General features: G+C 54.3%; 9 protein-coding genes. 2 read left to right on the top strand and 7 right to left on the bottom strand.

Going from position 1 to position 13,070, the window contains the following annotated elements; all coding sequences use genetic code 11:
• Window positions 1-57 precede the first annotated feature (57 nt).
• Window positions 58-1,179, top strand: coding sequence for a hypothetical protein (locus P8Z34_03175; GenBank protein ID MEJ2549667.1), 1,122 nt, complete (start codon window positions 58-60; stop codon window positions 1,177-1,179).
• An 86-nt stretch (window positions 1,180-1,265) separates the two neighbouring features.
• Here P8Z34_03175 and P8Z34_03170 read toward each other — a convergent pair whose 3' ends face one another.
• Together P8Z34_03170 and P8Z34_03165 are read right to left on the bottom strand one after the other, a co-directional pair.
• The gene (locus P8Z34_03170; protein ID MEJ2549666.1) at window positions 1,266-2,534 is read right to left on the bottom strand and encodes an acyl-CoA/acyl-ACP dehydrogenase; all 1,269 of its coding nucleotides are present in this window, start codon (window positions 2,532-2,534) and stop codon (window positions 1,266-1,268) included.
• A 196-nt stretch (window positions 2,535-2,730) separates the two neighbouring features.
• Window positions 2,731-3,960 carry an MFS transporter gene (locus tag P8Z34_03165; GenBank protein ID MEJ2549665.1) on the bottom strand — a complete coding sequence of 410 codons (1,230 nt, stop codon included), beginning with the start codon at window positions 3,958-3,960 and terminating at the stop codon, window positions 2,731-2,733.
• A gap of 439 nt (window positions 3,961-4,399) precedes the next feature.
• Here P8Z34_03165 and P8Z34_03160 point away from each other — a divergent pair, with 439 nt between their 5' ends.
• Entirely contained in the window at window positions 4,400-5,212 is an 813-nt protein-coding gene (locus P8Z34_03160; GenBank protein ID MEJ2549664.1) for a hypothetical protein, read from the top strand.
• A gap of 123 nt (window positions 5,213-5,335) precedes the next feature.
• On the opposite strand, the gene P8Z34_03155 is transcribed toward P8Z34_03160, so the two are convergent.
• The 5 genes from P8Z34_03155 to P8Z34_03135 all read right to left on the bottom strand — a co-directional run bounded on the left by P8Z34_03155 (window position 5,336) and on the right by P8Z34_03135 (window position 12,739).
• Complete coding sequence (locus P8Z34_03155) at window positions 5,336-7,612, bottom strand: alpha-xylosidase (GenBank protein ID MEJ2549663.1); 2,277 nt, start codon at window positions 7,610-7,612, stop codon at window positions 5,336-5,338.
• 318 nt (window positions 7,613-7,930) lie between these two features.
• Complete coding sequence (locus P8Z34_03150) at window positions 7,931-9,325, bottom strand: alpha/beta hydrolase-fold protein (protein MEJ2549662.1); 1,395 nt, start codon at window positions 9,323-9,325, stop codon at window positions 7,931-7,933.
• 43 nt (window positions 9,326-9,368) lie between these two features.
• Window positions 9,369-10,328 carry a carbohydrate ABC transporter permease gene (locus P8Z34_03145; GenBank protein MEJ2549661.1) on the bottom strand — a complete coding sequence of 320 codons (960 nt, stop codon included), beginning with the start codon at window positions 10,326-10,328 and terminating at the stop codon, window positions 9,369-9,371.
• A gap of 35 nt (window positions 10,329-10,363) precedes the next feature.
• On the bottom strand, window positions 10,364-11,287 hold the full coding sequence (locus P8Z34_03140; GenBank protein MEJ2549660.1) for a sugar ABC transporter permease: 924 nt from the start codon (window positions 11,285-11,287) through the stop codon (window positions 10,364-10,366).
• Window positions 11,288-11,446: 159 nt separating this feature from the next.
• Entirely contained in the window at window positions 11,447-12,739 is a 1,293-nt protein-coding gene (locus P8Z34_03135) for an extracellular solute-binding protein (GenBank protein MEJ2549659.1), read from the bottom strand.
• Window positions 12,740-13,070 lie beyond the last annotated feature (331 nt).

The following is a 13,070-nucleotide window of genomic DNA, read 5'->3' as shown; positions in this document are numbered from 1 at the left end:
GATTACAGTATCATTTCTTGTGTGACCACGCACTCGATCTGTAAAGGAGTTAGACCTATGCCGTTCCACTGCTGCCTGTCCAGACTGCCGAAATTATTTCTGATCGGGATGTTGCTGGTCGCCTGTGCACCGTCTTCAGAACAGGCGGCCAGTCAGGTCGTCGATGCGCGAATTTCCCCCTCCGCGACCCGGACGAATCCGCCAACGGCGACGAGTACTTCAAGGCCCACCAACACACCCACCAACACACCCACTCCAACCAGCACCTCAACACCCATGCCGATACAAGTCCCTGCTTGGGAATCCGCCGGCATATACACGGTATGCCTGGAGATCCATCAAACCTACACCAACGTGGAAGGCGACTTCTCGTTACCGGTGGACGCACTTCTCTCCCGCGTGCTGGGCCGAATGGGGATCGAAGCTGTCGGATCCGGTGACGAGTGTGACGCTCAGCTTTCGATCGACATCACGGCTCAGGCGTTGAGTGGAACGTACAACAATCTTGGTCGCTGCTATACAGGCGCCACGGCCACGAGCCGGGCGACCCTTGCCGCCGAAGGATACCAGAGCGTGAACACGGCCTCGTTTACGGTGACCGAAGAACCCCATTTCGTCGCCTCCGCCAATACCTGTGAAGAAGAGCCCAGCGGCGCACCGTTCTACCTGACTTCTTCAGGGGCATTGCTGGGTAACCTGCTCCAACTATGGGGACAGCCCGCCTTGCATGCAGGCCTGGCAGAGCAAGACCCCGAAGTGCGCCTGGGAATCGTCATGGCAGTCGAGCGATCGGAAGCCAGAGCCGCCGGGCTCGAGACGAGCGACATCGTGTCCGTTCTCATGCAGGCATTTCAAAACGATGATCAGGCCAACCAATGCTGGGTCAGCGGCAATGCCGCATTTGCTCTGGGGAGGCTCGGCGCCGCGGCAAAAGAGGCCGTTCCCCTCCTGGCGCAAGCCATACTCTCGTCTTCCTGCGCAGCAGTCGATGCAATCATCGCCCTCGAGGATATTGGGCCGGCGGCGCGCGAGGCCGTACCCGCATTGATCGATGTCTTGCGCACCGGCAGCGAGGCGCGAGCCGACCTCGCCTCTGAAGCCCTGGTGCGGATTACCGGCCAGTCTTTCGGTCTGGATGCCGATGCCTGGCAGGATTGGTGGGATTCTGTGCAGGAATAGGTGATGCCGGGGATGTAACGAGACAGCATCACGCTCGGACAAGCCGACGTCATCGTGCCCGACGGAGAAAATCTAATCCCGGTTCTTTACGTTCCATGAACGAGCCACATATCCTCGTCCGTAAAGCATTTCTCCGCTTGCGCATCGTGGCTTGCTGCATCTAACTCGATGTTGCGCCGATTGCTGCTGCCTTCCAGAACCTCTTTGTAGTACTCGTGCTGGATCAAAAGATTCATGATCTCGTTCGTCCCGGTCCAGATCTGGGAGAGGCGGAAGTCCCGGACCATCTTTTCAATCGGATACACATCGGTGTAGCCGATGCCGCCTGTGATCTGCATGGCCAGGTTGGATACGTTCCAGGCTGTATCCGTGGCGAATTTCTTCGCCTGGCTCACCAGCCGTCTGCAATTCGGGGATCCGCTGTCCACGGCTCGTGCCGCCATATACACCATGGCTCGAGCCGCATCCAGTTGGGTGATGGCGTCCGCGATCTTGAAGCTGACGCCCTGGAAGCGTCGGATTCGCTGACCGAATGCCCGCCGCTTATCGCTATACCGGGCCGCCACTTCCAGCGCCGCCCGCACACCCAGGCTCGCGGCCGCAGAGGTCAAACGTTCCGGAATCATCATTTGATTGAAGACGTCCACGCCGCCGTGCAGTTCGCCCATGAGATTCTCTTTGGGAACCTCGACGTCCCGGAACACCAATCGCCCCGTACCTCCCCCGCGCGTGCCCATGAGACCATACACGTACTCCGTTTTTACCCCGGGCCCTCGTTCGACCAGGATGGCGCTGATCCTGCGGTGCTTGTGTGCCTGCTCCTGAAAGTTTGTTCGACAGTAAACCAGGAACACATCGGCTTCCGTAGCGCCCACGATGAAACGTTTTTGACCGTTGACCACGAAGCGGTCACCTTTCAATTCCGCCCGCGACGTGGCGCCGAAAAAGTCCGAGCCGCCTCGGGGCTCGGTGAGTGCTTCCGCGCTGACGAGTTTGCCTTCGAGGATGGGCCGCAGGAAACGTTCCTTTTGCGTCTCCGTTCCAAATACGTGCAGCGCCTCTCCCACGATGGAGGGCATCACGAAGGCACAGCCCAATGTAGTTCCCAGGACGCCGATTTCTTCTTCCGCGATCACTTCGGCCGTCCAGGGTAGACCGCGTCCACCCCATTTTGGGTCGAAACGAAGCCCCAGCAGGTTGTGGGCGGCCAGCTTTTCGACAAAGTCACGCGGATATTGAATCTCATCACGATCCAAAGCTCTCACCAGATCGTGGGGAACCTCCTCGCGCACAAACTGCCTGACCTCCTGTTGAAGGTCACGTTCTTCCTCGGTCATCAGGCCGTCGTAAAACATGATTGCCTCCCACATACTTGCGTGTCTTGGAAACCAAACGGACCACCTTTTACATCATACACCAGGCCAGGCCAGCTTCGATTGTCTTTACATTCGATTTACCGCAGGCAGGCCTCACGAAAAAAGAGCGTGGACCCGTAAAAGGAAAAACGATAGACATATGGAACCCAAGATCCGCATCAGCTCTCGGGCAATGTTAAGAGGTACATTCGGACGAAGTTTTCGTCTCGTCATCCGTGGCCCGCGCCGCAGCCGGAACCGGACTTCGAGTAAGATGGGCCAGCTCGTGGAAAACAAAGGCGACGATAGCCACCGCCGTAAAAGTTGCCGTCATCGTCTCCAGACCGAAGTGCATACCAATCGTCCCGATCAAGCCGGGGAGAATAGCCGACCCCAGTCCGACACTGGCCATTTGCAGAGCGACTCCGTTTTCGGCATGTTCCAATCCGACGCGCTGCGGGGTGGTCATCATCAGCATTGCGAAGATCGGCGCTTCGGCGAACCCGACAACAATCAGGCCAATTGACCCGATGATCGGCAGCGGGTTCCATGCGAACATGAACGTCCCTACTACGGCCCCCAGCAAACACCCGCGGAGCAACCGGGTGGCATCTAAGCGGTTGGCAACGAAACCAAAGAGTATTCTTCCGCCGGTAAACACGCCCCAATAAATGCTGACCCAGAGGCCCGCGATTTCCGGCGCAATGCCGCGTGCCTGAGTCAGCAGGGTATAGGCCCACTGTCCGATGCCGATCTCCATCGCCACATAAGCCAGGAACGTAATCATGCTGAACCACAGCACCGGCAGGCGCAGTGATTGGCTGAAGCCGGCGCGGCGAACCGGTGTGTTCTCCGCGCTTTGGAAACCCTCATTTCGCCACAGGTGGCGGTTCACGATGAGCAGCGCCAGGATGACGACCAGTACAGCCCCGGTAATGGCATAACCGATCTGCCACTTCAGCTGCAGCGCACAGTAGGTCATAAGCAGCGGACCAAGGGTAATACCGATCCCAAAGCTGGCATGCAGCCAGTTCATTTCCCGCGCCGAATGATAGGTGGTGACATACAGATTCAGTCCGGCGTCGATGACGCCGCTGCCGAATCCTGCGATCAGTCCGAACGCGACGATCAGAACCCAGGTCGCAGAGGCCGCAATGGCAAACATACTCAGCGCCAGGATCAAGATGCCGCCGACCAGGATCGTGCCGCTGCCCAAACGCGCCATGATCCGTCCGATGATGAAACTCGCCAGCGTGTACGCGATGGTTTGAACCAGAAACAGCACACTGACAGCATCCAGCTCCAGGTTGAATTCGTCCTGCATGTAGGGCCAGGCCACGCCGAGCAGTCCGGCCGACAGTCCCAGCCCGACGAACATCAGAAAGGCGATCAGGATGATTCTTCTATTCTCGATTTTCGATATCATGGGTAAGATTTTAATCTATTAGGTGTATGGTGAAAAACTATATCCATCCTGAGTTCCAATGGAATTGCCCATTAATCGATCGCCCTTTTCAGCACGCCTGCTTGCGATTTCACCTATAATCTTGCCGGGCTTTTTAGTAAACAGCGATTTGCCCGCCTCCGACGCGGAGCCTGATTAACAACGTCTGCAAGGACGCCATACGCTATTGTTTGGGAGAGATGTGGAAAAGACAAGCCGTCACTCGGGCTTCGCAACGATTGCGGAACGAACGTGTTTTACGGGGTACACGAGCGTCCGGCACTTTCCTCCGGATGAAAGCCTGTTACTGGACTGTAATACCGTGTTTCCGAACTCAAGTATATCCGTCATTGGCTCGTAACATGTGCCGCGTAGACTTGCATCGAAGTCAACCAGATAATTCGCCAAAAGGATTAACGCTATGAAACACAAGATTCCGATCTTCTCGCTCCTTCTGGTCACACTGCTCACTGCCTGCAGTGGCAGGGCGACGCCCATACACATCGATTTTCCCACCATCGAACCCGACGCTACAAAAACCCCCACGGCCACGCCGGGAGTCACAGAGGCACAACCCACCGAAACCCTACCTCCCACTGAAAGCCCGACACCCTCGAACTGGCTCGAGGCAGAAGGCTGTGAACCACAGGCGATCGAACCCCGCTATTCGGAGCGGGGCCTGCTAATTTTCGAGAGCGAGGAACTTGGTGTCGAATTCGAGTATCCACCACCGACTGGCAATTATCGATACGAATACACTTACCTGTTGTGCCACTCGCCGCGCTGGGACAGGTGGCCCACTTTCTCCAGTATCTATTGGACCATCGATGCAGTCAGTCCGTCAAACGCAGGGCGATTCCAGGAATTTTTCGCCAGCGCGGTCGCCAGCGACCACATCGGTTACATCAGCGAAACTCCCGCCGATGTGATTCGTTTCCGACGTACGCGCGGCGCCTATTACCTGGATTTCATCGACGGCAGGGAATTCGAGGTCGAGCCGCTGAAGATCATCTTGCACCCGGACGGTGTATATGCCCTGGTCTATAACCCGCAGAGTACTATGGGACCGGATTGGCCGGACGAGACTGTCATTGTCATCATGCTTCCTGAAGGATACAGCAAGTATTTCGAGGCCATGAACATCCGTCTGCCCGAAAAGCAATCCATCGAATTCATCGAACAACTGGTTTATTCCGTTCGGTTCACACGCCTGGAGACGGGAGAGTCCCAGTAGCTGGGTGAATGCACAGGCAAACTGGTAGGTAACATCTCGAAATAACCGTGCAATCCAGCATATTTCTAGCGATACGCTACTATCGCAGGATAAGTTCCTGTTAATTATCCTGAATGACTGCGCTTACAATTCCACAACATTCGACAGAACAGAGCTTCCCAATCCCAGATAGCGGTCATTAAAAATGATGTTGACCGCCTTGGACAAGTCGATTTCATCCGTACACTGAACACGAAGCGGATAGACAGGCACTTTAGCTCCAAACTTGACGTAGACCGGCATACGCTCCAACGGCATCGTAATATCCTTTATCCATTGGCTGCCTTCCAGCAGTTCTCCTGTCCAAAAATCAATCCATTTTCCCGACGGAAGATATACATCTCTAACGCCAGCGTCATTCATGATCGGCGCAACCAAAAAAGCATCTCCAAAGTAGTATTGATCATCGATGTGCCAGCACATGGGATCATCGTCGTGGTGGAAAATTAATGCCCGCAGCATGGGCAAACCGGTATGCACTATCCGCCGTCCTTGTTCCACGAGATACGGAATAAGGGAATAGCGCAGGTTCCACCACTGCCTCACAACGTCGGCAATCGCAGGGTATTCATATGGTTCACGAGGAGAAGCGCCATGATAGCGAATGTGGGAAGAAAATACACCAAATTGCGTCCAGCGCATATATAACTCATCTGTGGGCCAGCAATTCATAAAGTTGGGTAAACCATGAAAACCCGCAATATCGTGAGCCCAAAAAGCGTAGCCCGACAAACCCAAATGCAAACCGCCGCGTAATGAACCCGCCATCCCGTCCCAAGTAGAAGCGGCATCCCCTCCCCAATGCACCGGATAGCGCTGGTTGCCAACCCAGCCAGATCTGGCCCAGATCAACCCTTCTCCGGTGACTCTTTCGGTTATTTCAAAGGCCGCCTTTTGATAGAGCAAAGAGTAGAGATTGTGCAATAACATCGCATCCATTCCCTGATAGTGTGCCTGAAGGTCTATGGTTTCACCAAAATCCGTTTTGATGGCAGCCACGCCCATCAACAACAATTTTTCTAGCAGCCCCTGGTACCATTCGATGGCGCGTGGATTCGTGAAGTCAATCGTCGCGGCGAGTCCTCGTTCGCCAAAATTTGAACGGCTGCTAACAATATTGTTGTCGCTGGCGATATATTTTTTCTCCAGGGCCGGCGCGAATAAATCTGTCTCTTCACTGACTGTGGGAAGCTGCCAAAGGGTGATGCGAAACCCGTTTGAACGCATCTCCTTCAGGTAATCTTGCGCATCGGGGAACGTGCGCGGGCTGAATTTCCAGTCGCAAATCCAGTCCTTGTCGAACCACCCGGTATCGATATGGATTACATCACAAGGGAACGCTTCCTTCCTCAAACGTGCTGCAACCTGACGAGTTTCGTCAGCGCTGAAATACGTCATTCGCCCCATCCAAATCCCATACGACCACACGGGCACTTCATGTGGGAAGCCGGTCAGTAGACGGTAGTTATGAAGAATTCGTTCAACATTCTTTCCACCAATTACAAACAGATCAAGTAGACCATCTTCCACCATTGCTTGATTGACCCGGGTAGATATATCAGCCAAAGACAATCGTGTATGCGCAGAGGTCAGAATCAAGAGACCATAGGGACGATTGGAAACATAAAAAGGCACGTTCTTGTAACAGCGTCGATTGTTGACCCCCAGAGCGTCCGCATTTTCCAGAACCAACGTCCGCCCGGAAAGATTCATGGGCGCGAAACGCTCTCCTGTTCCTGCGGTTTTTTCATCCGTAGAAGCGTGGAAGGCAAACGCTGCCCGATGCGGGCGTTTTCTGCGTTCGATACAAGCTAGCGGAAAGGACTCGCGCTGTCCCGGTGTAAAAATATCATAGGGCTCAAGCAGCACGGCGGTTGAACCATCCGGGTATATCGTTGCATTTAGGATTTCTGGCGGGGCGGGAATCTGGTCGCTCCAATGCTTGATTGATGGGGGTTGGGTAATGATTTCCATCCGCATCTTTCCCTTGGAATCAATGACCTTCCAGTCTTGAGAGTCCTTATCTACCGACAAAGGCAACCGTTCGAGCTCGTCGTCGATATCCAACATCACGTTGTTGTCGTCGGTGCACAATTCATCGCCATTAAAATCAATCGTCAGACGGATGATTTCCTCTCCGTAGGCACGCACCCACAAAGTGTGCTTCTTCGGCGGGATGCTTTTATCCGGCTTGATCCCTTCTTCGACCAAAGCCTGCGCAATAAATTCCAATTCGATACCAACCTGACCTTCCTGAACTCGAATGGTTTGCGGTGTGCCTACAGACCATAAGACATCGTGCGAGGCTTCAGGTGCATCCAGGTCAAGCAAGTCGGCCAATAAGTTATTTTGTGGTTTCATAAGTGCCTTTTCAAGTTATGATGGATTTGGGGGACATTGGCTCAGATCCCGTCGATCGCTCATCCGGCAATTTACGCCGATCATATTCCTGCGCCGCTTTCACAGGAAAAGTCCGGGATTTTCGAGGCAGAAACTCGTGGTGTACTCCCGGCCTGTCCGGCGTGCCGTCGAGGTAAAGAAAGGGTCCGGCGTTACAGAATCTCGACTCCGGTGCACATTCAACGCACATCGCGCCGAATCGATACGCGGATATTGTGGCACTTCGATTCACAGATTATTCCTTCCCGCCCCAGCCAGGTGCTCGCAATGAGAACCGAATCATTGGGCGGCAGTGGAGAATCTAGGAAGGAAATCGACAAGGTAGCCGCGCCAGACTACCCAACTATGCGTTCCGGGAGTGACAGTGAACTCGTGGGCGATATCCTGTTGTGTAAGAAATTCGTCGATCGTATAGCTGCGGGCCAGGAGAGAGTCTTCCTGGCCCACACCCACATGAACATAAAGAAATGAATGCTTGAGATCGTCCGGTGCAGCGACGAGTCTCCCAAGGAGCACAGAGGGATTGCCGAAGAAGGCGGGACTCCAGATACCGATGGTGGAAAAAATCTCCGGGTGATTCAAGCCGATGATCGCCGCCTGGAAGCCGCCCATCGATAGGCCAGCCATGGCCCTATGCTGGGCGTCCGGAGCCGCGTGAAATGCCTGCTCAACGTAGGGAATGATCTCCGTGAGGATCTGTTTCTCGTACTTTTCCTGGAAATCGTCATCGAGACAATGTTCTATCGTTACATGGCTGTCGAACTGGCCGTACGGCATGACGATCAGCATGGGCTCGATTTTCCCGTCGGCCAGCAGGCTGTCGGCGATGAGGTTGGCTTTCCCGACGATGGTCCATGCAGAATCATCATCGGAATAACCATGCAGCAGGTAAAGCACGGGCAGCTTATTTGCAGTTTCATCGTATCCCGGTGGAGTATAGACAAAGAAGCGACGATGGGTGTTGAAAACCTGGGAGAAGTAAAGCACCTGAGTAACATCGCCGTGGGGTACATTCCGCAGTTCCCAGGGCATGGGCGGATCGCCGGGGACTATGAAGAGGGATTCGGAGATTCCTTTATTGTCTGGATTGTATGGATCGGCCATTTGCACGCCATCGACATCGAAGTGGTAGATGTAGACAGCAGGCTCCAGAGGCTCGGTGGTCGCGGACCAGATACCCTGCGCATCTTTTGTCAAGATGAGATCGCCGAAATCTCCTGTGGCGGTTACGCTGGCTGCATTGGGGGCAAACAGCCGCAAAGTAACCGTTCGATCAGCGTTGACCTCTGGAGAGCGCAGCACGATATTATTCATAGATGAGATGGGTGTAGACGCTTGTGCTGTATAAGTGGCCATTCGCTCAGGGCTGGCCAGCGGCAAGCCCTGCTCGGCGGTGCTCGCCGAAATGGCTGGTGTCGCAGAAGATGCAATTGAGTTGGTGCGAGCGCAAGCCGGCAGAAGAACCGTAAAGCAGAACACGACAAAACCAGATAGAAGCTGTCTCAGGAAAGACCTTCCGGATGCGGACGCAGACCAGGGCGGAGCACCGCCGCCAGAGCGTGGCGCAGCACGGCGCAGCTCGTCTTCGCGAGCCGCTCCCTGGTAAGGGAGCGCCTCGTCGCAGCACACATAGCTTATGCAGGCCGTATCGTTTACATCGGAAGTCGAACTCACACCGTGCATCCTCCATCAAGAGCGCAGACACACGCGATAAAGCTCAGCCTTTCACCGAACCGGTGAAAGCGCCGGCTATGACGTACCGTTGGGCGAAAAGAAAGACGATCACAACGGGTACGATCATGATCAATCCGGCCATGGCTGCGTCGGCTTGTTGGAATTTTAGCATCCCTGGGGTTGTATTGAAACCGGGCCGGATAGCCGACGTGCCGGCGATCATCGTTTGCAGGCCTACGGGCAGGTTGAAGAGTTTGTTGCTGTTCAGCATCACATAAGGGCCAAAGAAATTGTTCCAGTTGATATTGAAACTGATGAATCCCAGCAGGCCCAAGAGAGGTTTGGCCAGCGGCAGAGCGATATGCCTGAACAACTGCCACTCCGAACAGCCATCCACCCGCGCCGCATCCAACAGATCCGTCGGCAGGTTGGAGCTGTAGTAGACGTAGGTCAGATATACGCCGAATGGAAAGAAACAAGCCGGCAGGATGACGGCCCATACGGTCTTGATCAAATGCACCAAATTCAACTCCAGGAATAAGGGCAGGACCATCGCGGAGGAGGGCAAGAGCATGGTGATGAGCGTCAGCCATAGCAGGATTTTTCGGCCGGTGAAACGCGCCACCGCCAGGATATAACCTGCCGGAATTCCTATCACCAAACCAACGGCCAGCGACGACATTACGTAGATGATGGAGTTTTTAAACCATACCCAGATCTCGCCATGTACATATTGGTTTACGTTGCTCCAGGACTCGAGAACCGTTGCCCAGTTCCCAAACGATAGCGGGCTCTGCGTGATGATCGCGGTTTGGTCCTTGGAAGGGGCCAACAGCAGCCAGAGCAGGGGTAAGCCAAAGTAAAAGACAAATATCAGCAATATCGCCCAACGCAAGAAGTAGCCGAGAGGTCCCATATCCGCGAATACCCGGCGGCTGATCGTTTTCACCTGCTGCAGGGTAGATGGCGGGATTTCCGAGGGTACGGTTTTCAGTGTAGACATAGCGCATTTCTCCTTCGCGTGTTTTATAAGTACGCTCAGGCTTTGATATCGAAAAAGCCGGTCAACCGAACGACGAGATAGGCGGCGCCCAGACCCACCAGCAGCATCAACAACGATAACGCAGCGGCGGCGCCGAAATTACCCAAATCAAATGCAAAAGAATAGGCAAGCTGGTTTGGCGACCATTGCTGCGGCACATTGGCCATGATCCAGGTTGTGCCCAGCAGCTGCGGCTCCACAAACAGCTGCACATTTCCGGCAAAAATCAGGATGAATTGATATATGATATAGGGCCGGATCAACGGGAATTTAATGTACATGGCTTGTTGCCAGGCGTTGCAGCCGTCAATCCTGGCGGCTTCCAGCACTTCATGAGATATGCCTTCCAAAGCGCCGTAATGGATGGCAATCCACATTCCTGCACCGGAGAAGAACCCGATAATAGTGAAGATTACGGGGAGACGCTGCGGTGCAATGAGGGCATCGAAACTGTCATAGCCAAGCGCACGCAGAAGGGAGCCAAAGGGGCTCATCAATGGGGAAAACATGAAAATGGCCAGCAGCAAGAGTGCTGGTCCCGTGACCGAGCCCGGGATGAAAAAGAGCGTGCGCATCGTGGATGAAAGCCTTCCATGACGCATGTGCAACAAGAGCGCGATCAGAACGACCAGCGCGATACCCAGCGGCACCGAAACCACCAGGAATTCGGCGATATTTCCCATGGTAAAGCCGAAGCGATAGTCGGTAAAGGCCGTCACGTAGTTTTGTAACCCCGCGGCAAAATAATCGGGCACGCCAAACTCGAAATCAGCAAAACTGATCAGAATCGCATATATCCCCGGACCGAGACCAAAGGCCAGCATGAATATCAAATACGGCAGCACAAACCGATAGGCACTCAGATTGCGACGCCATCTCCGACTTGTCCTCATGTCAGCCTTTATTGTCTGATTGGTCATGTGAGACTCCTTTCAGCCTCCCTCTTCCCAACGGCGCTTCTCACGGCTATGCCAGGAGAGGTATAGCGGCTTTCTGACCTTCACCCGTTGCCCCTTCTCGCCCTGTACGGACGAGAAGGGGTCCGGGAGAAGGAAAAAAACTGAGTCACTCAGATACTACTATTGATTGACGACTTCGTATCCCTCGGTTTGCGCCAGCGGCGTTAACTTCTCGGCCACCATGTTCAAAACCGATTCGATCGTCGCGTTTTCTTGATAGGCGCCCTTTACTACCTCGGTCAACGGGGAAATGAGGTCGAAGCGCGGCCATTTGTCCAAAGGCCCGAGCAGACCCGCCGCTTCCTGCATTGCCGGGAACGGATCATTGGCAAAGATGTCGTTGCCGGAGACCTGGTCCTGGAACAAAGACTGAATAGGCTTGTAGGCCGGGAAGTTGGGGATGGTCGACCACAAATCCTCATTGGTGGTGAGCCATACGATCAGCTCTGTGGCCAGCTTGGGATTTTTAGTGTGGCGTGAAACCATCCACCCCGAGCCGCCCTGTGCTACGTCAATCGCTTGCTCTTGGTCCTCCCATTTGAGTGGAGGCGAAACACCCAGCTGATGCTCCGCGGTCAAGTAGTACGTACCGTTGAAGACGCCCCACGCCCATGAAGCCATGGGCACCATCAAAACTTTGTTGTCATTCTGCTGCTGTACAAATGTCGCATCGAAGTAATCGGTGTTCCACAGTGTCTTGTTAGCGATCATGTGGTCCACCAGCTTCGCGGCGCGCACACAGCGCCCGTCGCTCATATCGACTTTAAACGTGTTGTCGTCCACCAGTTCGTGGGACGGGCAGCCGCTGGGGTCGAAGTAGGCAAGGAACGTCCACCCGTCGCCAAAGGTGCCCAACAGATAACCGGGATGTTCCGCGGCCACCTTGTCACTGAGATCCTGGTACTCCTCCCACGTGGTGGGGACGGCGTAGCCAAACTCATCCATGAGCGGTTTGTTGTAGTACAGCACGTACTGTGCCAGGTCGTTACGCACACAGAAGATCTGATCGCCGAAGGTGCAGCCGGCCATGCCGTCGTAGTTATTCAACACATCTGCATCGACCCACGGCTTGAGGTCGAGTGGGAAATTGTGCGCCGCATCGGCAACGCGGCCGACAAACCGCGGCTCGCCAAAGACCACGTCCGGCCAGCCCTGATTGGTGTTGTTGAAGAGCAGAACCTTGGACGGGAACTGCTCACGATCGACGATGGCCTCCTCGATGAGATCGGCCTTGTCTGGATTCGCCGCCTTGTAAGCGTCGATGTACGGCTGGCGGTCCTGGTCGATCCAGACGGTGATGGGGGCATTCTCATCGTAGGTGATTTCTGCGGGTGCTTCGGTTTTACCACAGGCAACCACGAAGATTGATACAAGAACGAATAGACCCAAGTATTTCCAAATTTGCTTGAACATTCTTATCTCCTCCTTGAATGAAATGAATATGGGAGTTGAATTTAAATTACATCAAATCAGGTAGCTTACAACTGACGACGCGAACCTCCTTCCTTCGTGCACTACGTGGCTTTTTCAAGAGGACTCGTCAGTGTGGTGTCGGTGCGCACTGCTGGATGTGAATAAGGCATCGGTCTCGAGCGTGCCTTTTTCATTCATCCTTCGCTTTCGCCGTATAACACCATCTCTTGTATTAATCTTGAAAAAGCGTTGAACGGCAAGTGAATATTGACCAATGACTTAGGATGTGCTACGATCCGTTTCTAATATCTACGATATACACTTTTCGTCC

It is taken from the genome of Anaerolineales bacterium (assembly GCA_037382465.1).
In the GTDB taxonomy this organism is placed as follows: domain Bacteria; phylum Chloroflexota; class Anaerolineae; order Anaerolineales; family E44-bin32; genus WVZH01.
This window is presented reverse-complemented; position numbering and strand designations above follow the sequence as displayed.